Origin of the sequence: Roseibium sp. (assembly GCF_965233565.1) — a bacterium.
Taxonomy (GTDB): Bacteria; Pseudomonadota; Alphaproteobacteria; order Rhizobiales; family Stappiaceae; genus Roseibium.
The window spans coordinates 6208892-6231426 of the sequence record NZ_OZ247494.1; the positions used below are offsets into that span (position 1 = coordinate 6208892).

Annotated in this window: 18 protein-coding genes, 2 tRNA genes and 1 riboswitch; of the genes, 12 read left to right on the forward strand and 8 right to left on the reverse strand. The window is 58.3% G+C overall.

What is annotated here, in order from left to right; genetic code table 11:
* The first annotated feature begins 66 nt into the window (after positions 1 to 66).
* Genes ACO6TG_RS28235 through ACO6TG_RS28250 form a run of 4 tightly spaced genes read left to right on the forward strand, consistent with a single transcriptional unit; the run spans position 67 to position 4550 of the window.
* Positions 67 to 642, forward strand: coding sequence for a 2-oxoacid:acceptor oxidoreductase family protein (locus ACO6TG_RS28235; protein WP_422376250.1), 576 nt, complete (start codon positions 67 to 69; stop codon positions 640 to 642).
* On the forward strand, positions 635 to 1900 hold the full coding sequence (porA, locus tag ACO6TG_RS28240; RefSeq protein ID WP_422376251.1) for a pyruvate ferredoxin oxidoreductase: 1266 nt from the start codon (positions 635 to 637) through the stop codon (positions 1898 to 1900). Before ACO6TG_RS28235 ends, porA begins: the two co-directional genes overlap by 8 nt.
* Positions 1897 to 2916, forward strand: coding sequence for a thiamine pyrophosphate-dependent enzyme (locus ACO6TG_RS28245; protein WP_422376252.1), 1020 nt, complete (start codon positions 1897 to 1899; stop codon positions 2914 to 2916). The genes porA and ACO6TG_RS28245 overlap by 4 nt, the downstream gene beginning before the upstream one ends.
* Entirely contained in the window at positions 2913 to 4550 is a 1638-nt protein-coding gene (locus ACO6TG_RS28250) for an NAD(P)-binding protein (protein WP_422376253.1), read from the forward strand. The genes ACO6TG_RS28245 and ACO6TG_RS28250 overlap by 4 nt, the downstream gene beginning before the upstream one ends.
* A gap of 68 nt (positions 4551 to 4618) precedes the next feature.
* Here ACO6TG_RS28250 and ACO6TG_RS28255 read toward each other — a convergent pair.
* A tRNA-Asn gene (locus ACO6TG_RS28255) sits at positions 4619 to 4694 on the reverse strand.
* 322 nt (positions 4695 to 5016) lie between these two features.
* Positions 5017 to 5228, forward strand: a riboswitch (cobalamin riboswitch).
* 28 nt (positions 5229 to 5256) lie between these two features.
* Here ACO6TG_RS28255 and cobU point away from each other — a divergent pair.
* The 6 genes from cobU (at position 5257) to ACO6TG_RS28285 (ending at position 13343) form a co-directional block, all read left to right on the forward strand.
* Entirely contained in the window at positions 5257 to 5814 is a 558-nt protein-coding gene (gene cobU / locus ACO6TG_RS28260) for a bifunctional adenosylcobinamide kinase/adenosylcobinamide-phosphate guanylyltransferase (protein ID WP_422376254.1), read from the forward strand.
* Positions 5811 to 6920: a cobalamin biosynthesis protein CobW gene (gene cobW, locus ACO6TG_RS28265; protein WP_422376255.1), complete on the forward strand. Its 1110-nt coding sequence runs from the start codon at positions 5811 to 5813 to the stop codon at positions 6918 to 6920. Before cobU ends, cobW begins: the two co-directional genes overlap by 4 nt.
* Before the next feature lie 50 nt (positions 6921 to 6970).
* Positions 6971 to 10729, forward strand: a complete 3759-nt coding sequence (gene cobN / locus ACO6TG_RS28270) for a cobaltochelatase subunit CobN (RefSeq protein ID WP_422376256.1) — start codon at positions 6971 to 6973, stop codon at positions 10727 to 10729.
* Positions 10726 to 11364, forward strand: a complete 639-nt coding sequence (cobO, locus tag ACO6TG_RS28275) for a cob(I)yrinic acid a,c-diamide adenosyltransferase (protein ID WP_422376257.1) — start codon at positions 10726 to 10728, stop codon at positions 11362 to 11364. The genes cobN and cobO overlap by 4 nt, the downstream gene beginning before the upstream one ends.
* A 38-nt stretch (positions 11365 to 11402) precedes the next feature.
* The gene (locus ACO6TG_RS28280) at positions 11403 to 12842 is read left to right on the forward strand and encodes a cobyric acid synthase (protein ID WP_422378964.1); all 1440 of its coding nucleotides are present in this window, start codon (positions 11403 to 11405) and stop codon (positions 12840 to 12842) included.
* 75 nt (positions 12843 to 12917) lie between these two features.
* A complete protein-coding gene (locus ACO6TG_RS28285) occupies positions 12918 to 13343 on the forward strand; it encodes a protein-tyrosine phosphatase family protein (protein ID WP_422376258.1) in 426 nt (141 codons plus the stop codon).
* Positions 13344 to 13400: 57 nt separating this feature from the next.
* On the opposite strand, the gene cbiB is transcribed toward ACO6TG_RS28285, so the two are convergent.
* The 3 genes from cbiB to ACO6TG_RS28300 form a co-directional block, all read right to left on the reverse strand.
* Entirely contained in the window at positions 13401 to 14369 is a 969-nt protein-coding gene (gene cbiB / locus ACO6TG_RS28290) for an adenosylcobinamide-phosphate synthase CbiB (protein WP_422376259.1), read from the reverse strand.
* Positions 14370 to 14378: 9 nt separating this feature from the next.
* The gene (gene cobD / locus ACO6TG_RS28295; RefSeq protein ID WP_422376260.1) at positions 14379 to 15380 is read right to left on the reverse strand and encodes a threonine-phosphate decarboxylase CobD; all 1002 of its coding nucleotides are present in this window, start codon (positions 15378 to 15380) and stop codon (positions 14379 to 14381) included.
* Between the two features lie 199 nt (positions 15381 to 15579).
* Positions 15580 to 16434: a hypothetical protein gene (locus ACO6TG_RS28300; protein ID WP_422376261.1), complete on the reverse strand. Its 855-nt coding sequence runs from the start codon at positions 16432 to 16434 to the stop codon at positions 15580 to 15582.
* Positions 16435 to 16774: 340 nt separating this feature from the next.
* On the opposite strand from ACO6TG_RS28300, the gene ACO6TG_RS28305 reads away from it, so the two are divergent.
* Positions 16775 to 17032 carry a hypothetical protein gene (locus ACO6TG_RS28305; RefSeq protein ID WP_422376262.1) on the forward strand — a complete coding sequence of 86 codons (258 nt, stop codon included), beginning with the start codon at positions 16775 to 16777 and terminating at the stop codon, positions 17030 to 17032.
* 2 nt (positions 17033 to 17034) lie between these two features.
* Here ACO6TG_RS28305 and ACO6TG_RS28310 read toward each other — a convergent pair whose 3' ends face one another.
* The 4 genes from ACO6TG_RS28310 to ACO6TG_RS28325 all read right to left on the reverse strand — a co-directional run bounded on the left by ACO6TG_RS28310 (position 17035) and on the right by ACO6TG_RS28325 (position 21373).
* Positions 17035 to 18165, reverse strand: coding sequence for a carboxylate-amine ligase (locus ACO6TG_RS28310; protein ID WP_422376263.1), 1131 nt, complete (start codon positions 18163 to 18165; stop codon positions 17035 to 17037).
* A gap of 66 nt (positions 18166 to 18231) precedes the next feature.
* Entirely contained in the window at positions 18232 to 18654 is a 423-nt protein-coding gene (locus ACO6TG_RS28315; RefSeq protein WP_422376264.1) for a hypothetical protein, read from the reverse strand.
* A gap of 249 nt (positions 18655 to 18903) precedes the next feature.
* Positions 18904 to 20955, reverse strand: coding sequence for an ATP-binding protein (locus ACO6TG_RS28320; protein WP_422376265.1), 2052 nt, complete (start codon positions 20953 to 20955; stop codon positions 18904 to 18906).
* A 344-nt stretch (positions 20956 to 21299) separates the two neighbouring features.
* Positions 21300 to 21373 (reverse strand) — tRNA-Cys (locus ACO6TG_RS28325).
* 248 nt (positions 21374 to 21621) lie between these two features.
* Between ACO6TG_RS28325 and ACO6TG_RS28330 the strand changes: the two genes are divergently transcribed.
* Positions 21622 to 22284, forward strand: a complete 663-nt coding sequence (locus ACO6TG_RS28330) for a protein-L-isoaspartate O-methyltransferase family protein (RefSeq protein WP_422376266.1) — start codon at positions 21622 to 21624, stop codon at positions 22282 to 22284.
* Positions 22285 to 22535: the final 251 nt, after the last annotated feature.

Below are 22535 nucleotides of genomic sequence, written 5' to 3' on the forward strand. Positions count from 1 at the left end.
GGTCTTTGTACGCTCCCTCAATGTCCGGTTGCGACAAGCGCCGGATGCTTGAACGGGGGAGAGGACGTGTTCCAGGTACGATTTCACGGCCGGGGCGGTCAGGGTGTGGTCACCGCCGCCGAACTGTTGTCGATCGCGGCCTTCAAGGAAGGCAAGCACGCGCAGGCTTTTCCAAGTTTCGGGTCTGAGCGCATGGGCGCTCCGGTGGTCTCCTATTGCCGGATTGCCGATAGCGAGATCCGCTCCCGCGAACCGGTCGAGCACCCCGATGCCCTGGTGATCCAGGATCCGACCCTGATCCATTCCGTTGATCTTTTTTCCGGCCTCGACGCGACCGGATACATCTTGATCAATTCCCGCCGCAGCTTCGAAGAACTGGGCATTGCAGACTTTGCTGCCGGCTTTCCGGAAAACCATTTCCGGGATGTCGGCGCCAGCGAGATCGCCCGCAGGCATATCGGCAGACCGCTGCCCAATGCTGCCTTGCTCGGCAGCCTGGCTGCCATGTGCGGGAAAGTCTCGCTCAAGGCGGTAGAAGAAGCGATTGCCGAAAAATTCCCGGGGCAGGTCGGAGCCGCAAACGTGGCCGCCGCACGTGAAGCCTTCGACATTGCTGCCCGGACGGAGAAAGTCCATGCTTAAACAGATTGAAGGCTCCGCTGCCGTCGCCGAAGCTGTCGCACTCTGTCGGCCCGAAGTTGTCTGCGCCTATCCGATCACTCCGCAGACCCACATTGTTGAGGGCGTCGGCGCTCTGGTGAAGTCAGGTGCGCTTGAGAACTGCGAATATATCAACGTTGAATCCGAATTTGCGGCCCTGTCCGTTGCCATTGGCGCTTCGGCCGCCGGCGCGCGGGCTTACACTGCGACGGCCAGCCAGGGGCTGCTGTTCATGGCGGAGGCGGTTTACAACGCTTCCGGTCTCGGTTTGCCGATCGTCATGACCCTTGGCAATCGGGCCATCGGTGCGCCGATCAACATCTGGAACGATCACACCGACGCCATGTCGATGAAGGATGCCGGTTGGATTCAGCTTTTTGCCGAAACCAATCAGGAGGCCCTCGATCTTCACATCCAGGCCTTTCGTCTGGCCGAAGAACTGAGTTGTCCGGTCATGGTCTGCATGGACGGGTTCATTCTGACCCATGCCTATGAACGTCTCGACATCCCCACCCAGGAAGAAGTCGACGCCTTCCTGCCGCCCTATGAGCCAGTGCAGGTGCTGGACCCTGCAGATCCTTACTCCATCGGTGCCATGGTCGGTCCCGACGCCTTCACCGAAGTGCGCTATCTGGCGCATCACAAGCAGCTCCAAGCCCTGGAACTGATCCCCGAAATTGGCACGATCTTCAAGAAGGTATTCGGGCGAGACTCTGGCGGGCTGGTGCATTCCAACAAGGCAGAGGACGCCGACACCGTGTTCGTAGCCCTCGGATCCGTCAATGGCACGATCAAGGACGTCGTCGATCAGGAACGCGCAGAAGGTCGATCAGTCGGGTCCGTCAGCATCTGTTCATTCCGCCCGTTTCCCCTGGACCAGCTGAAAGCCGCTCTTGTGAACGCCAAGCGGGTCGTTGTGGTGGAAAAGAGCCTGGCGCCCGGCCTCGGCGGCGTTCTGGCCTCCAATGTGCGCATGGCGCTCCGCGAAACGACGCAGCCGGTACACACAGTGATTGCCGGACTTGGCGGACGACCGATCACAATGAAAGGCATTTCCGGCATCGCCAATGCGGCACAGGCCGGTGACCTTTCCGATGTCACCTTCCTTGGCATGAACCAGGCCGTGGTTGATCGAGAGATCGCGCGCACAGCCGAGATGCGTCACGCCGGGCCGGCGGCCGAGAGCGTCCTTAAGGCCATCCAGAACCGTCCTGCGGCAGAGCGGAGCAAAGCATCATGAGCGAGGAAACGGCACTGCAACGGGTGAAGTTCTACCAGACCGGAACCCACACGGTTGGCAACAGGCTGATGGATGCGGAAGCGCGCAGCGTGCAATCTTCCATTGATCGCTCCAACGCGATCACATCCGGTCACCGGGCCTGCCAGGGTTGCGGCGAGGCGCTTGGCGCGCGCTTTGCCCTCGACGCTGCGATGCGCGCCTCCGGCGGCGACATGGTGGCGGTAAATGCCACCGGCTGTCTGGAAGTCTTTACGACGCCCTATCCGGAAACCTCGTGGCAGATCCCGTGGATCCATTCCCTTTTCGGCAATGCGCCTGCGGTCGCGACGGGCGTGGCTGCGGCCATGCGTCGACGCGGCAAGGGGAAAACCCGTGTCGTTGCCCAGGGCGGCGACGGCGGCACGACGGATATCGGCTTCGGGTGTCTCTCCGGCATGTTCGAACGCAACGACGATGTGCTTTACATCTGTTACGACAACCAGGCCTATATGAACACGGGCGTGCAGCGGTCATCTGCAACACCGCCGGCTGCGCGCACGGCGACCACGCCTGCCGTGGGCAATGCGCCGGGCAATGTCTTCGGCACCGGCAAGAACATGCCTCTGATCGCGATGGCCCATAACATTCCCTATGTCGCAACTGCGTCGGTCGCCGATCTGCATGATCTGGAGGCCAAGGTGACCCATGCCATGGGCATGAGCGGGTCGCGTTACATCCACGTTCTGGTGACCTGTCCGCTCGGCTGGGGCTCGGCCACCGAGCATACGATCCTGCTGGCGCGCCTGGCCGTCGAAAGCGGTCTTTTCCCTTTGTTTGAAGCCGAACATGGCGAAGTCGTGCGCAGTCAGAAGATCCGGCGAAAGGTGCCGGTCGAGGACTATCTGAAACTCCAGAAGCGCTTTGCACATCTTTTCCGGAAGGGCCACGAGGACCGGGATTGCATCGCTGCTATTCAGCGCATGGCCGACGCGAATATCGAGCGCTTCAATCTTCTCGGAGAAAGGACGGCGCCATGACCCACGAACTGCCATTTGCCATCACGCTTGATCCGAGCACCAGCCTTGCCAACAAGACCGGATCCTGGCGTACCGAACGGCCGGTCTATCTGGACCGCCTGCCACCCTGCAACAACGCCTGTCCGGCCGGTGAAAACATCCAGAAATGGCTGTTTCACGCCGAGGAGGGCGATTATGAGCAGGCGTTCCAGGCGTTAATGGAAGACAACCCCATGCCCGGCGTCATGGGGCGTGTGTGTTATCACCCGTGCGAAAATGCCTGCAATCGCGGCCAGATGGACGAGCCCGTAGCGATCCATGCCATCGAACGGTTTCTGGGCCGGATTGCGTTTGAAAAGGGCTGGAAACCGAACATCCCGTCAGAGCCGAGCGGAAAGCATGTTCTTGTGGTCGGTGCGGGTCCGAGCGGGTTGAGTGCCGCCTATCACCTGCGCCGGTTCGGGCACGCGGTCACGATCCGTGAAGCTGGGCCGATGGCGGGCGGCATGATGCGTTTCGGAATTCCGAAATACCGGTTGCCCCGGGACGTCCTGGACTATGAGATCCAGCGCATCCTGGACACAGGTGTGACCCTGGAACTCAACACCAAGGTTGACGATATTGACGCTGCCTTCACGAAGGAAGGCTTCGACGCGGTTTTTGTTGCGGTCGGGGCGCATCTTGCCAAACGGATCGACATTCCGGCCCATGCGGCGGGCAAGATCCTCGACGCCGTCAGCGTCCTGAAGGACATGGAAACTGGCGAAGAACCGCCCAAACTCGGCCGCCGGGTGATCGTCTATGGCGGCGGCAACACGGCGATGGACGTTGCCCGAACCGCCAAGCGCCTCGGTGTCGACGAGGCCATGATTGTCTATCGCCGGTCGCGCAAGGAAATGCCGGCGCATGATTTCGAGGCAACCGAAGCCGAGGACGAGGGCGTCCTGATGCACTGGCTGCGCACCATCAAGGAGATCGACGGGTCAAGCGTGACAGTCGAGAAGATGGAAATTGACGATAGCGGCCGACCGCAGCCGACGGGAGAGTTCGAGACGATTGAGGCCGACACGCTGATTCTGGCGCTTGGCCAGAACGTCGACACCAGCTTCCTGGAACGGGTCGAGGGAGTCGAGATTGCTCGCGATGGTGTGGTCACGGTCAGTGATCAGATGATGACGGGCCGGGCAGGGTTGTTTGCCGGCGGCGACATGGTGCCGGCGGAGCGAACGGTCACGGTCGGCATCGGGCACGGCAAGAAGGCAGCGCGCAACATCGACGCCTGGCTGCGCGGGGAAACCTACGCAAAAGCAGACAAGCCGGAACTGGCCACCTTTGAAAACATCAATCCCTGGTATTACGACGACGCACCGCAGAGCAAACAGGACCAGCTGGATCCCGTCCGTCGGCAGACCGGTTTTGAGGAAGTGCTCAAGGGCCTGACGGACGACAATGCGCTTTACGAGGCGCGCCGCTGTCTTTCCTGCGGCAACTGCTTTGAATGCGACAATTGTTACGGCATCTGTCCGGACAACGCCGTGATCAAGCTCGGCCCAGGAAATCGCTTTCAGTTCAACTACGACTACTGCAAGGGCTGCGGTCTCTGCGCCTTCGAATGTCCTTGCGGAGCGATCAAAATGGAACGGGAAGGGGTCTGATAACCGATGAACGCAAATGACAGCGAATTGTCGAGCGTTCATTTCTGATTTTCAGGAAGGAGTGGTGATGGCTCCCCAGGCCGGACTCGAACCAGCGACCCAGCGATTAACAGTCGCTTGCTCTACCAACTGAGCTACTGGGGATCACCACGGTCGGGGTCAACACGTTGCCGCCCCGTCGATGGAGATGCGTATATCAAAGGCTTGATCCGTTTGCCAAGCCCCTCAAGGCGTTTTTTTCATCAAGCCGTCATTTTTTTGTGCTCGGTGTGGAAAACTTCAGTTTTTTCAGTTGCCTAAGCGTTACCTGCGACAAGGAAAACTCTGTGTTTTTGCGGTCAAGCACACGATCGCACGGGACACTAATGTAGCATGTTGCGCGAATTGAGCCCGGTGTGACCTTTCAGGAAGTGGTCTGGCAGGGCATTGCAGATCCAAACTGCGGCTTGTGCCGGTCTCAAGTTCCGGTTACGAAGTTCGGGACGGTTTCGGAAAGGGCTTGGCCCGATCCGGATGAAACGGGAATCCGGGACGGGCGTGTTGGCCCTTTGCCGGAGCTGCCCCCGCAACTGTGAGCGGTGAGCGGCTGCACAAAAACCACTGGCGTCAAAGGCCGGGAAGGAGTGCAGCTGGCGCGGATCCGCAAGCCAGGAGACCGGCCGTCGATAAGATCAACCTCGAACGCTGTCGGGTGGACGGCCGGGAGATGGAAGTGACGGATCATTCAAAACCGCGAACCGCCCTTGTTCTGGGTGGCGCCCGCTCCGGCAAGAGCACATTTGCCGAAAGACTGGCGGAACAGACCGGCCTCCAGAAAGTCTATGTCGCAACCTCGGCGGCCTTTGACACAGAGATGGAAGAGCGGATCGGGACCCATCGTCACCGGCGCGGGCCCAGCTGGATCACGATCGAGGAACAGCTGAACCTGAAGGACGTGCTCTTGCGCGAAAGTGCGCCTGATCGGGTTATCCTGGCGGATTGCCTGACGCTCTGGCTGTCCAACCTGACTTTTTCCGGCAAGGATATCGGCGAGGAAACCGCTGCCCTGTGCGAGACGGTCGCGCATCTGAAGGGGCCTTGCATCTTTGTCTCAAACGAAGTCGGCCTGGGCATTGTGCCGGAGAACCGCCTCTCCAGGTCGTTCCGCGACGCTCAGGGGCGTCTCAATCAGGATATGGCGGAAGTCTGCACGCAGGTTGTCTTTCTGGCGGCCGGCCAGCCGCTTCTTCTCAAACCCCGCACCCAACCGGACATCACACTATGAGCATACCTTCCCATCAGCCGGGTCAGAAAATCCCGGCAACGATTGTCACCGGGTTCCTGGGCGCGGGCAAAACCACCCTGATCCGCAACCTCCTGACCAATGCCAACGGCAAGCGCATTGCTTTGATCGTCAACGAATTCGGCGACATGGGGTTTGACGGGTCGCTGGTGAATGGCTGCGCGGATCCGGACTGCGCTGCCGAAGAAGTGGTCGAACTCACCAATGGCTGCATCTGCTGCACCGTTGCAGATGATTTTCTGCCGACCATGGAAATGCTGCTTGCCCGCGAAACACCGCCTGAACACATCGTCATTGAAACGTCCGGCCTTGCGTTGCCGCAACCGCTTGTGCGCGCCTTTTCCTGGCCGAGCGTGAAGCCGAAAGTCACGGTGGACGGGGTTGTGACCGTGCTCGATGCTGCTGCGCTGGCCGAAGGCCGGATCGCACTCGATGAAGAAGCTCTCGAAGCCCAGCGCGCGGCCGACGAAGCCCTTGACCATGAAAGCCCGGTGGAAGAACTCTTCCACGACCAGCTCCGCTGCGCCGACCTTGTGGTCCTGAACAAGGCCGATCTCGTCTCCGCCGAGGTTCTTGAAACCGTGCAGGGAAGAATATCCGAAGACGTGCGACCGGCTGTTCATGTCGTGTCGTCCGAAAAGGGCACATTGCCGATCGAGGTTCTGCTGGGCAGGGGCTCCGCAGCAGAAGACGACATGGACAGCCGTCACGAGCATCATCATCATCACCACGATGATCATGACCACGATCACGATGACGACCACCATCATCACGACCACCATCATGACCATCATCATCACGATGATTTTGAAAGCCATGTGCTTGATATCAGCCCCTTTGCCAGCCTGAAGGAAGCTGAGGCAAAAGTTCTCGAGGTGATGGCTCACAAGGGTGTGCTGCGTATCAAGGGGGCTGTTCACATTGACGGCAAATCGGCACCGGCAATGGTTCAGGCCGTTGGTCCGCGGGTGGAAACCTGGTTTGCAGCTGGTGCGGAAAGCGCCGGGCGCCTGGTCGTCATCGGTCTAAAGGGCCTTGATCTGGACGCAGCACGGGCTGTTCTCGGGCAGGCGGCCGAGGCCGCCTAACCGCGATCCTCAAAGCCGCGGCCAGCAAAAAAATCAACAAGAAGACATAAATGCACATTCTCGCCAGCCAGACGCGCCGTATCGATGACGGTGGAGACGCCGTCGATCTCGGCCAGTCGCCCGCCGAAATCCTGTTTTTATCAGCCGCCGACACGGAGCTCGGTAGCTTTGCTGCTGCGCAAAGGCGTCTTGGAACCACGGCCGCGAGCCTGCGTCTCGCCAATTTGATGGCGCTTTCGCATCCCTACTCGGTGGATCTTTATGCCGAGCAGACGATGCGTGGGTCGAAACTCGTCATCCTGCGCGTTCTGGGCGGGGTGGAATACTGGCGCTACGGGCTGGAGCGCTTCGAGGAAGAGGCACGGGCCAGCGGTGTCGAGCTGATCGTCATTCCGGGCGATGACAAGTGGGACGAAGAACTGACCGCGCGGTCTACAAGGCCGAGCGAAGAGGTTCACCGTTTCTGGCGGTATTGCGTCGAGGGCGGTGCGGAAAACTATGCCAACGCGCTCCTGTTCGCGGCCAGTCTCTTGAACAAGGGAGAGGAACCCGCGCATCCGGTTCCGCTGCCACGCGCCGGCATCTACCTGCCCGGAAGCGCAACACCAGACCTTGAGGCACTCAAGGCGACCTGGCGGGATCCATCGCGTCCTGTTGCGGCGATCACCTTCTATCGCGCCCTTGTCCAGGGTGCGCAGACGGCACCTGTCGACGCGCTCGTGGCCGCTCTCGACGAGGCTGGTGTCAACGCCTTGCCCGTGTTTGTGTCGAGCTTGAAAGAAGCCGAAAGTGTTGCCGTTCTTGAAACCCTGTTTGAAGGTGCCTCACCCGATGTCGTGCTGAACGGCACGGCCTTTGCCGTTTCCAAGGCTGGCGCTGCGCATCAGCCAACGCCCCTCGATCGGCCCGGCAAACCGGTGCTGCAGGTCGTCTTTTCCTCCTCTTCCAGAGAGGGCTGGGAGGAAAGCGATCAGGGCCTGTCGATCCGCGACCTTGCCATGCATGTCGTGCTGCCGGAAATCGATGGCAGGATCCTGTCCCGCGCCGTCTCTTTCAAGGAAGAAGGCGTTTTTGACGATGCCACGCAGTCCACGCCTGTCGCCTTTACGCCGGTGCCAGACCGGATCCGTTTTGTCGCCGATCTTGCGGCTGCCTGGGCTCGGCTTGGCCAGTCGCCGGCGCATAGCAAGAAAACGGCGCTGATCCTCGCCAACTACCCGAACAAGGATGGGCGCCTTGCCAATGGCGTAGGCCTCGACACACCTGCCTCCTGCGTTTCGGTTCTGAAGGCCATGGACGCGGGCGGTTATGATGTCGGAAACGCTCCTCACGACTCCTCAATCCTCATGGAGCTTTTGACCTCCGGAGTAACCAACGCGCTTGACGGGCGAGACCAGCGCGAAGGCTACCAGTCTTTGCCTTTAATTGACTATCTGCGCGTCTTTGAGAAGCTGCCGGTCTCTGTGCGCGAATCGGTTCAGGAGCGGTGGGGACGTCCTGAGAACGATCCGCATCTGGTGGATGGGGTATTTCGCCTGGGTCTTCATCGTTTTGGCAATCAGGTGGTCGGCATTCAGCCCGCGCGCGGTTACAATATCGATCCCGAGGACACCTATCACGATCCGGATCTGGTGCCTCCGCATCACTATTTCGCCTTCTACATCTGGCTGCGCGAAAGTTTTGACGTGGATGCGGTGATCCATCTTGGCAAACACGGCAATCTGGAATGGCTGCCGGGCAAGGCTCTGGCACTGTCGGCGGACTGTTTTCCCGAAGCTGCTCTGGGGCCGACGCCGAACATCTACCCCTTTATCGTCAACGATCCGGGCGAGGGGGCACAGGCCAAGAGGCGGACCTCCGCGGTCATCGTCGATCACCTGACACCGCCATTGGCCCGCGCCGAAAGCCACGGGGTTGCCGAAGAACTCGAAACGCTGCTCGACGAGTATTATCTGGCGAGCGGTGTCGATCCGCGCCGTCTCAAGGCGCTGACCCGGGACATCCTGGATGCAGCCACGCGCCACGGTCTGGACAAGGATATCGGTCTCAACGACGACATGGACGAGGAGACACGTCTTGCCCGGCTTGACGCGCATCTGTGCGACCTGAAGGAACTCCAGATACGGGACGGACTGCACGTCCTGGGCGAAAGCCCGCAGGGCAACCTGCTGACGGATCTGCTTGCCGCCCTGGCGCGCGTGCCGCGGGGGCGTGAACCGGGTCAGGAAAGCCTGCAACGGGCTATTGCCGCTGATCTTGGCCTTGACGGCTTCGATCCGCTCGATTGCGATTTCGCCGCCTCCTGGGCCTGGCGGAAACCGGAGATTTTGCAGGCGGTCAGCGAAGCTCCCTGGCGCTCGAACGGCGATGCGGTCGAACGGATAGAATTGCTGGCAAGCCGTTTGCTGGCAGGCGAGATCGAAACTCCTTTGGACTGGAACGTGACCAGCGCAGTGTTGCAGTCGATCGAAACCGGGCTGAAGCCGGCCGTGATTGGGTCCGGACCTTCGGAAACCCGCGCAGTCCTGACGGCCCTCTCAGGTGGGTTTGTGGAGCCTGGTCCTTCCGGGGCACCGTCTCGCGGCAGGCCCGATGTCTTGCCGACGGGCAGGAATTTTTATTCCGTTGATGTCCGGGCGGTGCCGACCGAAACCGCCTGGCGTCTCGGCTGGCAATCCGCCTCTCTGGTCGCGGACCGGTACTTCCAGGAAGAAGGCGACTGGCCGACATCTCTGGTGCTGACCTGCTGGGGCACGGCCAATATGCGCACGGGCGGCGACGACATTGCCCAGGCGCTCGCCCTGATTGGAGCAAAACCCGTCTGGGAACAGGCGTCCGGCCGCGTGACCGGCTTTGAAATCCTGAAACTGTCCGAGCTCGGGCGCCCGCGCATCGATGTCACCTTGCGTGTCTCCGGCTTTTTCCGCGATGCCTTCCCGCACCAGATGGATCTGTTCGACAGTGCTGTCAGGGCAGTTGGTGCGCTGGAAGAGCCCGCTGAAGCCAACCCGGTCGCGGCCCGCATGCGCGCGGAAGCTGAAAGACTGCGCGCAGAAGGGTTTGACGCGGAAACCGCGAAGCAACGCGCCGGCTTCCGCGTTTTCGGATCCAAACCCGGGGCCTATGGGGCCGGACTGCAGGCGTTGATCGACGAGGGTATCTGGCAGGAAAGGGGCGATTTTGCCGACGCCTTCCTGACCTGGGGCGGTTATGCCTACGGCGGCGGCGCCGAGGGCGCGGGAGCACGTTCCGAACTTGAAAACCGGCTGGGCGCGGTCGACGCGGTCCTTCACAATCAGGACAACCGCGAACACGACCTTCTCGACAGTGACGACTATTACCAGTTTGAAGGGGGGCTGGCCGCGACGGTCGAGACCCTTAAGGGTGAGGCGCCCAGGATCTATCACAACGATCATTCGCGGCCGGAACGCCCCGTGGTCCGCTCGCTCGCCGAGGAAATCGGCCGGGTGGTCAGAGGCCGGGCCGCCAATCCGAAATGGATCCGCGGGGTCATGCGGCACGGCTACAAGGGTGCGTTCGAAATGGTGGCGACGCTCGACTACCTCTTTGCCTTTGCCGCGACCACCCGCACCGTCGGCGACCATCATTTCGACCAGCTCTACGAGGCCTATCTGGACAACCCGGAGGTTCTTGAGTTTCTTCAGGACGCCAATCCGGCCGGCCTGCGGGAAATGCTCGACAGGTTTTTGGAAACAATCGATCGCGGCCTCTGGACGCCGCGGCGCAATTCGACCCATGCTGCCTTGGCCGACTTGAAATCAAAACTGGAAGGGACGGACGCATCGTGACTGCCGACAAGGACAAACCCGAACTCTCCGAAGAAGAGCTCAACGCTCGTCACGCGGAAAAGATGCGCAAGAAGAAGGCCGCCCGCGACAAGATCATGGCGACAAAGACCATCGAAAAGGGGCTCCTGATCGTCCACACGGGCAAGGGCAAAGGCAAGTCGACGGCCGGTTTTGGCATGGTGTTCCGCTCGCTCGGCCATGGTCACAAGGTCGGGGTCGTGCAATTCGTCAAGGGACGGATCGAGACCGGCGAGCGCATGGCGCTGGAACGGTTCTCCGATCTGGTGACCATCAAGCGCATGGGCGAAGGTTTCACCTGGGAAACCCAGGACCGCCAGCGAGACATCGACGCCGCGCAGGAAGCCTGGAATGCGGCCAAGGCAATGATCACCTCCGGCGATTACCGGCTGATCCTGTGTGACGAGCTCAACATCGTGTTGCGCTATGATTATCTCGATATCAACGAAGTGGCTGATTTCCTGAAAAACGAAAAGCCAGACGATGTCCACGTGGTCATCACGGGACGGAACGCCAAGGACGAGCTGATCGACATTGCCGATCTCGTCACCGACATGACCCAGGTCAAGCACCCGTTTCGCTCGGGCGTGAAACCGCAGGAAGGCATCGAGTTCTAGGCTTGTCCAGGGGTTCCGGGAAAACCACGCCCGCCCTCATGATCCAGGGCACCGGGTCCAATGTCGGCAAGAGCCTGGTTGTCGCCGGGCTTTGCCGTCTGTTTGCCAACAGGGGCATGCGGGTCAGGCCCTTCAAACCGCAGAACATGTCGAACAATGCCGCTGTCACGGTCGATGGCGGCGAGATCGGCCGTGCGCAGGCCTTGCAGGCGATGGGCTGCCGCGTGCCGCCCAGCGTGCACATGAACCCGGTGCTCTTGAAACCGGAAACCGACACGGGCGCCCAGGTCATTGTTCAGGGCAAGCGGTTCGGCACCATGCGTGCGCGTGAATACGGAAAGCAGAAAGCGGAGCTTTTACCAAAGGTTCTGGAGAGTTTTGAAATCAACGCTTCAGAAGCGGATCTCGTTCTTGTCGAGGGCGCCGGCAGCCCGGCTGAAATCAATCTCAGGGCCGGCGACATTGCCAATATGGGTTTCGCAGAGGCCGCAGACCTGCCGGTTATTCTTTGCGCCGACATAGATCGGGGCGGCGTGATCGCTTCGGTCGTCGGCACGCATGCGGTGCTCGAACCGGACGAACAACAGCGGATCAAGGGGTTCTTCGTCAACCGGTTCCGAGGCGACCCGAGCCTCTTTGACGACGGCATGCGCGAGATCGCGCTTCGCACGGGTTGGCGGGGACTTGGTGTCGTGCCCTGGTTTGGAAACGCGGCAAAACTGCCGGCGGAAGACGCGCTCGGGCTGTCGGACGGTTTCGGCCGCGGCGGGTTCAAGATCGTGGTGCCGGTCATCTCCAGAATTGCCAATTTCGATGATCTCGACCCGCTGCGTCTTGAGCCAGGCGTTACGCTCGAACTGGTTCAGCCGGGCACACCGCTGCCGGGCGATGCCGACCTGGTTCTGCTGCCCGGATCAAAATCGACGGTTGGCGATCTGGCTTTCTTCCGTGAACAGGGCTGGGACATCGATCTGAAAGCACATCACCGTCGAGGCGGTCACATACTTGGAGTCTGCGGCGGCTACCAGATGCTCGGGCGGACCATTTCCGATCCGGACGGCATCGAAGGAAAGCCTGGATCGGTCGAAGGGCTCGGCTACCTGGATGTGGAAACGCTGCTGACGTCCGAGAAATCAACGGTTCCGGCTTCCGGAACCCATGTGGCCTCTGGCGCTGATGTAGCGGGATACGAAATTCACATTGGCCGGACGAATGGCCCCGATTGCTCCAGACCCATGATGCAGCTTGCTGAGAGCGTGCCGGACGGCGCAACCTCTAAAGACGGGCGCGTTGCGGGGACCTACATGCATGGTCTTTTCACCGGCGATGAGTTTCGCAAGGCATTCCTCGGCGGTTTTGGTGTGGTGTCGGATCTCGCCTATGACCGCGATATCGATCTGATCCTGGACGACCTTGCGACCCACCTTGGCGCTGTCCTGGATATTGAGACGCTGCTGCATTTCGCTGAACAGCGTTAAAAAGGGCCTGGAGGCTTTGTCGTGCAGCCATCGTTTTACTCCATTCCTGTCCAGGCAAATGGGCAGTTGTTCCTCATGCCGAAGCCCTCAGGTGAGTGGCTCTCGGATGACCTGGGCAAGCTTCAGCGCAGCGGTGTCGGCTTGGTGGTCTCGATGCTTACGCCTGACGAGAGTTCCGCGTTGGGTCTGACGGGTGAAGAGGCATGTTGTGATCAACTTGGCCTGGAGTTCCTGGCGCTCCCGGTCGCGGACAGGACCGTTCCTGACCTTCGTCCGGTTCAAACACTGGTTTCCTTGATCGTGCAGCGGTTAAGGGAGGGTAAGGGCGTTGCCGTTCACTGCCGCGCCGGTATCGGCCGGTCCGGTCTGGTGGTCTGCTGCGTTCTGATTGCACTGGGAGCAAGGCCTGAGGACGCCGTTGGGATCGTTTCAGATGCCCGCAGTGTGCCTGTTCCCGACACAAGGGATCAGCGTGCTTTCATCATGTCGTATCCGACGTGAAAGCGCGTTAGCTGATACGATGACCTGATGCAGATCTTTCTTACTTCAAATCAAGCCTTACAAAAGAGCGGTGCCCAGAACCAGGAGCGCCTGCAATCCAAAAGCCCCGAACAAAACCCTTAGCGCTCGCGTAATATCCCGGGCCGTCGCATTCTTGCGACCATCTGCGTTCAGATAGCGATCATCGACCGTATATCCCGGATAGATCCTTGGTCCGGCGAGGGCCAGGCCGAGAGCGCCCGCCATTGCCGCTTCCGGCCAACCGGCATTGGGTGAGCGGTGCTTGCGGGCATCGTGAATGATGCAGGCAAGGCTTTTGCCGGGAGAACCACCGGCGAGCGGCGCGCTGAAGGCGATCAGCAGTCCGGCAAGCCGGGACGCCGGCAGGTTGACCAGGTCGTCGAACCGGGCCGACGCCCAGCCGAAATCCTGATAGATTTCGTTCTTGTGTCCAATCATGCTGTCGGCCGTGTTGACGGCCTTGTAGGCGATCAGACCTGGCAGGCCCAGCAGAGCGAACCAGACGAGCGGTGCGACGACACCATCAGAATAGTTCTCCGCGCAGGATTCGATCGCAGCTCGGGAAACGCCGGCTTCGTCAAGCTGCTTCGGGTCTCGGCCGACAATCATTGCGACTGCCTGGCGTCCGCCTTCCAGGCCACTTTGCTGCAATCCGTCCCGGACGGCTGCCACGTGCCGGTAAAGACTGTTCTGAGCAAGGAACACAGCGGCAATGATCACGATCAGACCGTCGCCATAGGGAACCAGGTCCGCCAGGGCATGGAGGCCGGTGCCCAGCAAAACGGCGCCGAGAACAAGAGCGCAGAGCGTTAAAACACCGCCGAGCTTTCGTGTTTCCGGGGAATAGTCTGACTTGTTGAAGTGACGATCAAAGACCGTGATTATCTTGCCGATCCAGACCACGGGATGGGGCAGACGCCGCCACAGCCAGTCCGGATCACCGATGACGGCGTCAAGCAGCAGTGCCGCCAGGAGAAGCCAGAGCGTGGTGTCATAAAGGAGCATGCAAGCTCGTTAGAGCTCCTGCATGGCTTCTGCAAGGGCTTCCGACAGCCGTTCCAGGTTTTCTGCACCGCCCGGCAAGCCAAAGCGGACCCAGGTCGGCGCGTAGTCGAAGATGCGTGTCCAAATTTGCCTGCGGGCAAGGGCTTCGTGCAACCCACTGGCGTTGCGAAGGCCGGCAAGGGCGTAAAGCGGTGTGCCCCCAAAAACACTCAGCCCGTGCCGGGACAAGGTCAGAGTGAGATCCGCCATTTCATCGACAAGCTGGCGGGTCATGGCCTCCTGCCAGGCGATATCCCTGAGCGCGGTTGTGCCGACTTCCAGCGCCGGACCGCTGAGGCACCAGCTTTCCAGAAGTGCCGCCATTTTGCTCGTGATCTCCTGTGCACCGGCAAGAAATCCGAGCCGCAGACCGGCAAGGCCGAAAAACTTGCCGAAAGACCGGAGCACGACGATGTTCTCGTCCTGAATATGCGGCAACAGGCTGGCGCCCGGCACCACATCGGCAAAAGCCTCGTCAACCACCAGAAATCCGCCGCGTTCGCTCAGCGTGCGGGCAATTTCCTTCAGGCTCTTGACGTCGATCAGCTGGCCATCCGGGTTGTTGGGATTAACCAGCAATACGATCTGGGCATCGGCGGGCAGGGCATAGATGCTGGAGAGCTCGACCGGCGCGCGCCCGTCTCTCGTCCAGACCTTCTTGTGACTGGAATAGGTTGGCGATGCGATCGCAACCGGACCTTCAGGCAACAGCGAGGGCAGCAAAGACAGCAGGATCTGGGTACCGGGTGCCGCAATGAGACCAAGGTGTTCGGGAACGGAATAGGCCTGGCGCGCCGCGGCAATCAGCTGCTCACTCGCAACCCTTCCCGGAAGCGCCGTCCAGGTGACGGCGGAAAATTCTGCAGGCAGAGGATAGTGATAGGGGTTTATCCCGGTCGACAGGTCGAGCCAGTCCACCCGTGCCCCACCAAATCGCTCGATTGCGAGGGTCAGGTCTCCACCATGTTCCATCTATACGGCCTCTTGATCCTGGGTCGCCGCGCAGATTGCGCTCCGAACCCCCATCTAGCCGGCCAGGTGTTTGAATGTACAGACAGTTCGCGACATGATGTGCCCAATCTCCGACGGTCTTGAACAGGAATTGCGAACAAAAGACCCTGCGCCTGTGAAGACGCAGGGCCGGATCTTGAGTTTCGCGCAATTGGCGGGCTTATCGGCCGTGCCAGTAAGTGTCCGGGATGGCCGCGATTTCCGCCGGTAGCAGAGGATTGTCGATTTCAAAACGGAGCCGGTCGTCGATCTTCGCCTGCTCGAACACCTTCTTGATGCGAGGGTGGTTTTCGAAATAGGCGAGGAAACTGCCGTCCTCATAGGCGTTCTTCAGGCCGGTCAACAAGATGTCGTAGCGTTCCTTGTCATCCTTGTTGAGGAACAGAAACATGTCGAATGGATAGACAATCATGACATGCTCATCGATCGTCAGGTTCTTCATGTCGCCGACACGTGCTGCAACTTCCGAATACGGTTCAGCGACTCCGCGGGCAAATCCATGAATGCGGCCCCGGTCAACCATCTTGAAGAGATTGTCGTATTTGGAGGATTCGACCTTGAAGCCGGCTTCCTCCAGGATGGTGGTGTCCGGCCAGCCTGTGCCGGAGCCGATGGATATCTGTTTCAGGTCATCCATGGATTTGACGGCGGCGACAGCATCCTTGGTGTCCTGACTGACAATCAGAATACGGTGGCCGAGCAGGCCACGCTGCATTGGCACCGGCACGGTTGCAAGTTTGTTGAAGCGTTCCTGGTCGATGCCGGAAAAGGTAACGTGAAAATCTGCATCTCCCGTCGACAGCATTTCCAGCATGCGGCTCTGATTGGTGTTGCCGGTATCGGTGATTTTCATCGTGTGGCCACCACCGGCCTTTTGGAGCGCCAGTTCGATAAGACCGATTTCATAATCGCTTTGACCGGTATCGCCGCGCTCGACGCCAACAAGAAATTCAACTGCCTGGACCGGCGCGATCGCGAGGCCAGTGGCAAAAAGGGCAGATAAAATAATGCGCATGGGTTCAGCCTCCAGATTGGGATGGCTGCACCATGGCGTGGAGCTCTTGCAGAAATCTTAAATCGATTAAATGACCGGAAAACTGCAGATCTATACATAAATGATCGGTTAAGTGCCCGTGCTATTTGCGATGTCACTTGGGTGATTCATTGCATCTTCCCTGGCACCTGGGGGCTAGCGCCAAGGACCCGCTCTAGCTTTGCCTACCACCCGGCAGGTCCATCATTGTAGACTTTGCAAACAGAGGGCGTTGTGATGCCCCCTGCGCTTCAAGCGTGTATTGACGCCTAGGCATCGTCGCAATAGAACAAAAGGGGAACATTTAGCGCTGGAGAAACCCTTGGCACCTGGAAAATCGATTGACCGATCCCCGCGTGCATTTTGCAGCCAGGAGGTTCTTGGCAAGCTCGGAGAAGCGCGCGCAGCACTGGTCGAGGTACAGAAGTCCTTGCGGCCGCGGTCCGGCCTGTCACGGTCCGCAAGCGCTGTCATCGCCGAAATCGACGAGTTTGCCTTCGTGCTGACCGGATCTTTGACCTATTTCCACACAGCGGCGCACGGGACACCACCCCGGCGGAATGGTGAGGAGCCGCAATAAGGTCAAAGGCCAGCCTGCGTTTCCTCAATCAGGTGATCGACAATGGCGACCAGCTTGTCCTGAGGTAGGTGGCTGTCCTCGGGAATATCACCGGCCAGCGCCAACTGCTTGTCCGCCGAAGTTCCGTTGCGGGCGATCTCGCGAATATGCGCAAGATCGGCTTCGCAGCCAAAATGCTCCGCATCCGGGCGAACAAGTTCGATCAGTTCTTCAACAAGATCCTGGAACGGCGCAGTTTCATTACGGCCGAAATCGATCAGACGGGCATCGGTTCCGTGTCGCTGTGCCTGCCAGCGATTTTCCGCCAGAAGAAAGCGGGAATATTGTCGCCAGCCTTGGTTCATGCGGCGCAGCCGGTAAAGCATCCGGCACAGGCATCGGAACAGGGCGGCGATGGCAACCGCATCGTCGAGGCGGGGGCAGACATCGGTAACGCGCATTTCAAGCGTCGGAAACCGGTCGGACGGCCGTAAGTCCCACCAGATCTTGGTGGCATCCTCGATAACACCGGCATGCGACAGGATGTCGACCGTGTGCCGGTACTCATAGTAACTTTCAAAACTTGGCGGCAGACCCGTGCGCGGCAATTCGTCGAAGATCGCCAGACGATAGGATTTCAGACCGGACTTCCGTCCGCGCCAGAACGGAGACGACGTGCTGAGCGCCAGCAGGTGCGGCAGGAAATAGGCGAGCTGGTTGAAGAGCTCGATCCGCAGTTCCTCGTCCTCGATGCCGATATGCACATGCATGCCGCAAATCAGCATACGCTTGGCGACGACCTGCATGGAGCGTGCGATCTCGTTGTAGCGCTCCTTGTCCGTGTGCGGCTGGTCCGTCCATTCGGCAAACGGATGGGTGGATGCAGCCAGGGGGGCGAGGGAGTAGGACGCTGCTTCCTGGGCGATGGTCTTGCGGAAATAGGCGAGCTCCGCACGAATTTCGGCCAGCGTCATGCAAACGGGCGTGCCGACTTCGATCTGGCATCGCAGGAATTCCGGACTGACCCGGCCCTCCAGTGCGCTTTCGCACGCCTTGAACAATTCGGGAGGCGGCGAACTCGCCAGCATCCGGGTGGTCTTGTCGACGAGGAGATACTCTTCTTCAACGCCGATGCTGAAGCTTGGCTCTTTCATGTCGAAAGCATCGGAAATTCTGCCATGGGGCGTCAAGGCAGTGGAATTGCGGATCTTTCTGGGTGACTACCAGATGTTGCCCGCACCGGGCGTGTAACTTGCTCCGATCACGGTGTTCGCCTGGATCACATCACACTGCACAATGCCGGAGAATTTGACGAGGGGGGCGTTGGTCTCCACCAGAGCTGCAGAAGCGATCAGTTTGGACCCTGCCGACAGTTCGACAGTATCCTGACCCTGTATCAGGACGCTTTTGGGAGCGCTGATGATGACGTCCTGATTTTGCAGGGAAATCACGCTCTCCAGCTCGGCGATGCGCGTTTCCAGGTCGTTCACACGCACGCGCAACGCCTCGATCAACGCTTCTGGGTCGCTGCTTGGTGAAACCAGTTGTGGAGATTTGCGCGGGCGGGGTGGGCCGACCCGTTTCATGGTTGATGTCGTTACCGGCTTTTTGACGGCAGGAGCGTGTCCACCAGGCGCTTTCATGATTGTTCCCCGGGTTGTCGGAAGGAAACAAACAATAGCATGCACCACGGGAACCTGGAGAGCCGGCGTGCCAGGAGGAACAAAGACTGTCAATCTGCTGGGAAAGTCTGGAGGCCCCGACCGGAAGTGCTGAATTGTTATTTTTCAATGACTTAGCGTTGAAGTGGGACGAAAAGCAAGGCGTTTGATATCAATAACTTAGCTTTTGAATTGTCCCACTTTTATAAAGTAACGCCTTGTAGCCCATAGCTATTCTGCGGCATCGTTCAATTCCGATTGCTTTTCCGGAAAAATTCGCTGGCCCTTTGGTGTGAACGAGAGACTAGCCGCTTCAAGAAAGTTTTGGTTTCGCACTTTGGCATCGCGCACTAGGTCCTTCCATTCAATGACTTCCATAGTTCCTCGATAGTCGCCACCAAGGTAAGTGAATTTACCTCGTCCGCTGGGTGAATCGTGCCAGCTCTTCGTATCGGTTTTGAGGTCGCCTACTAGGTCTGCAATAATGTAGCAGTGGAAGATCACGTCCTTAGAAATCTCTACAAGTTCACCATTGTAGGACCGAATTTTTCCTTCTTTTAGTTTGTCCATGTACTTATTCATCTGTCGGCCGATAACGTAGTCAGCCTTGTATGATGTACGCTCCGGTTTCTTAAACTCGACTAGCAACACTCGCTCTAGCTTGTCTTCGGAGCCCAAGCCCAAGCCGTGAATCTTGTCCCAAACCATGAGATCCACACGGGCTTCACCGTCGTCGTCCATGAAGTCTTTTATCTTCGCGTCACTGGCAAAATAGGTGGCCGGCGCCAGTCTCTCATCCAGCAGCCAGAGATCATGAGCGACGGGTTCCAACCTGTCGGGAGATCCCCCGACTACCCGCATGGGACAAATGAGTTGATGAAAAGTGTCCTCGAGGTGAGTATCAAGTTTACCCTCTAGGACTCTAACTTTACCAAGAAGAGCATTTAGAATTTCGATGATGAACTTCCGTCTCAGGACGTATTCCATCAGTTGGCGGTTTTCATCTTTAGAAACTTCTTCAGCAGCCTTGCGAATTTCCTCTGCCAAATCAGGTTTAATATCGTCTTCTCCAGTCAAACGATCCAAAACTGTTTGAACTAACTCACGGCGATCTTTATCGGCACGCAGCTTATGGGGAATAAGCGATTTCGCAAAAGCCTCAGGACTATCCGCGTTCACAGGGGTGCGGTTGAGCAAGATCCTCGAAGGTTCAAATCCAAAACTTGGATAAAGATCGACAAATTTTTCTAGCTGACCAAGTCTGTAGATTTCGTAGGAGTTTACCTCAGTTGGGATAATGTCCTCTTTCGTCTTTTGAACGCATTCTTTCGTGAGATCTTCAGCCGTTTTTTCAGAAAAATTGAATTGGGTACGCTCTTGATTTACGCGCTCGTCCAGAAACTGACCTGTGGCGCACACATGCAAAACACCGTTGCTGGCATCACCAATTCGCTTCACGCCAACTAGACCATCAATTTTTCTGGTTTGAACAGTTCTACCGGATGAGACAAGGTGGAGTTGATGACTGCCGTCTAGATCAGAACTCGCTTCAGGCTTCATGACGTGTGCGTCTAATTTCAGTTTTCCAAACGTTTCTGAGACGAATTCTACGCTTGGTTTTGTCTCAATCAGATAGTCATTTACGGTTTCGGGGAAATTGGCAGACCGTTCTTCGAAGGTCACAACTAACTCCGGCGCCTCTCCAAGCAAGAAGTCTGCGAGAAAGTGAGAACCGAAGTGTTTCACTGTTGCGGCGAACTGTAACGGGAGACAGGTCGAGTATGAGTTTGACCGAAGTCCTCTCATCGTGATCACTGTACCTGTTTCGCCACCGCCTTCAATTACCTCGATTTTTTCATTGTAGATCGGTTCGTCTTCAGAAAGTCCAAAATCAAACGACCGGCGTAGCAATCTCTCGCCATCACGATAGACGCTTACGACATTGGTGACTGAAAAAGCGTCAAGCCAAAGGAGGCGTCCAACTCCTTTGCCGCCTCTTTCAATTTTGAAGGCTGTATCAGTTGTGCAAAATGCCTTGAACCTCTCGTCCTCCAACCCCACACCATTGTCAGTGACTACGACCGTATAGTCGTTTGGGGTCTTTGTGTTGCTGAATTCAACCGTCACTCTGCCTTTTGCCTTAGCGGCGACCTCAAATCGATCATCAATCGCGTGTATGGCGTTGCTTACCGCCTCGAACACCGGTTGGAGTCCATCTGCAATATTTGATGGTTTTGGCAAGCGTCGGACCCGATTTTTTACGTCCCCAATCAGCACGGCCATGCCCAACTCCTCAGTGTAAAACCACTTTTCTGCAACTGGTTCATTTTGTAATGCAACTAGTAGATCAGAAGCAATCGTAAACGTCGCTGTAGTCGGGCTACTTTGATGATTTTTGGAGACACAAAAGCGGTGTGTTTCAGAGGTGCTGGTGTCTTGGTGATATTGATAAAGTTTGGGCGAATTCTAGTGGGACAAATGGTAGTCTATTTGGTTGGCGTGAAAAAACACCGCCTAAAAATCATAGGTTTATCAATAAGTTAGACGGGTTAGTAAAAATGTCCCACTTTTTAAAAAATGCCGGTGGGACAATTTTTATTTATTTAAATCAATGACTTAAGTGGTGATGGAGGCCCCGACCGGAATCGAACCGGTGTACACGGATTTGCAATCCGCTGCGTCACCACTCCGCCACAGGGCCCCGAGGTGGTGTGCCGCGCCTTATCGATCAGTTGCGGGCGTTGGTCAAGCCCTGATTGCGATAGCGGACAATTTTCCACCGCCCCGAAACAGCAGGCCGGCCTTCGACGAGATGCCGCCAGATTTTTTGCCAAATCCCCGGCTGTTCGAAGGATCCGTAATTGCCGATACTTGTCAGGGCGGCTCTGCGTCGCTAATGAACGGAGCCAAGAGGCGCCGGCAAGCCGGCAAGTCAAAGTGAGGGCCGATATGACGGACTTTAGCCAGTCCCGCCGCAAGATGGTGGACAACCAGCTGCGCACCAACGATGTGACCGACCACCGCATACTGGACGCTATGGAGCTGGTCCCTCGTGAACGGTTCGTGCCGGCCTCCAAGCGGACTGTTGCCTATATTGACGAGGATCTGCCCATCGGCTCTGCCGACAGCACCCGTGTGCTGATGAAACCTCATATCTTCGGCAAACTGGTGCAACTTGCGGAAATCCGTGAGGGAGATGTGGTTCTCGTGGTCGGTGCCGGCACCGGGTATGGCACTGCCGTGATTTCAAAACTCGCCGCGTCTGTCGTGGCACTCGAGGAAGACGAGGACCTTGCCAAAACGGCGACCGAGGTCCTGATGGACCTTGGCATTGAAAATGCGGTTGTTGTCGATGGACCTCTGGCGGCAGGTTACGCAGCCGAAGGTCCTTATGATGTCATCTTTGTTGACGGCGCCGTCGAGGTTTTGCCGGAAGCTCTGCTCGATCAGGTCAAATCGGGTGGCCGACTTGCGGTCGTCGAAGGCAAGGGCGGGGCAGGCGTTGCCAAGCTTTACCAGAAGTCTGGCGAGGCAGCGAGCAGCCGGTTCGGTTTCAATGCATCGGTCGGTTTGCTGCCGGGGTTCGAGAAGGCCGCCGAATTCGTTTTCTGAGGCGGTCAGTACAGTTTCAGGCCTGAATTGGCCCGCCAGTCAGGCGGGCTTTTTCATTTGCGTGTGGAATGCCGTTTCGGCAACTTGTTGCCATTAAGCCGCACTAGAAGATTTTCCGACGATATCGCCTTCAAAAGGTTGAAGAATAAAACCGCGCAGTTTACTCAACATGGTCGAGTGAGTTGGCCCGGAAGGAGTGTGGGGTGTCTGGTCGTTCAACGCTGAAAGCAGTGACCGTCGCGGTAGGCCTG

What these genes read in the sequence shown, in the direction of transcription:
- porA (WP_422376251.1), top strand. Translation starts at nt 635, where the DNA reads ATGCTTAAACAGATTGAAGGCTCCGCTGCCGTCGCCGAAGCTGTCGCA.
- ACO6TG_RS28245 (WP_422376252.1), top strand. Translation starts at nt 1,897, where the DNA reads ATGAGCGAGGAAACGGCACTGCAACGGGTGAAGTTCTACCAGACCGGA.
- ACO6TG_RS28250 (WP_422376253.1), top strand. Translation starts at nt 2,913, where the DNA reads ATGACCCACGAACTGCCATTTGCCATCACGCTTGATCCGAGCACCAGC.
- cobU (WP_422376254.1), top strand. Translation starts at nt 5,257, where the DNA reads ATGGAAGTGACGGATCATTCAAAACCGCGAACCGCCCTTGTTCTGGGT.
- cobW (WP_422376255.1), top strand. Translation starts at nt 5,811, where the DNA reads ATGAGCATACCTTCCCATCAGCCGGGTCAGAAAATCCCGGCAACGATT.
- cobN (WP_422376256.1), top strand. Translation starts at nt 6,971, where the DNA reads ATGCACATTCTCGCCAGCCAGACGCGCCGTATCGATGACGGTGGAGAC.
- ACO6TG_RS28280 (WP_422378964.1), top strand. Translation starts at nt 11,403, where the DNA reads ATGATCCAGGGCACCGGGTCCAATGTCGGCAAGAGCCTGGTTGTCGCC.
- ACO6TG_RS28285 (WP_422376258.1), top strand. Translation starts at nt 12,918, where the DNA reads ATGCCGAAGCCCTCAGGTGAGTGGCTCTCGGATGACCTGGGCAAGCTT.
- cbiB (WP_422376259.1), bottom strand. Translation starts at nt 14,369, where the DNA reads ATGCTCCTTTATGACACCACGCTCTGGCTTCTCCTGGCGGCACTGCTG.
- cobD (WP_422376260.1), bottom strand. Translation starts at nt 15,380, where the DNA reads ATGGAACATGGTGGAGACCTGACCCTCGCAATCGAGCGATTTGGTGGG.
- ACO6TG_RS28300 (WP_422376261.1), bottom strand. Translation starts at nt 16,434, where the DNA reads ATGCGCATTATTTTATCTGCCCTTTTTGCCACTGGCCTCGCGATCGCG.
- ACO6TG_RS28310 (WP_422376263.1), bottom strand. Translation starts at nt 18,165, where the DNA reads ATGAAAGAGCCAAGCTTCAGCATCGGCGTTGAAGAAGAGTATCTCCTC.
- ACO6TG_RS28315 (WP_422376264.1), bottom strand. Translation starts at nt 18,654, where the DNA reads ATGAAAGCGCCTGGTGGACACGCTCCTGCCGTCAAAAAGCCGGTAACG.
- ACO6TG_RS28320 (WP_422376265.1), bottom strand. Translation starts at nt 20,955, where the DNA reads ATGGCCGTGCTGATTGGGGACGTAAAAAATCGGGTCCGACGCTTGCCA.
- ACO6TG_RS28330 (WP_422376266.1), top strand. Translation starts at nt 21,622, where the DNA reads ATGACGGACTTTAGCCAGTCCCGCCGCAAGATGGTGGACAACCAGCTG.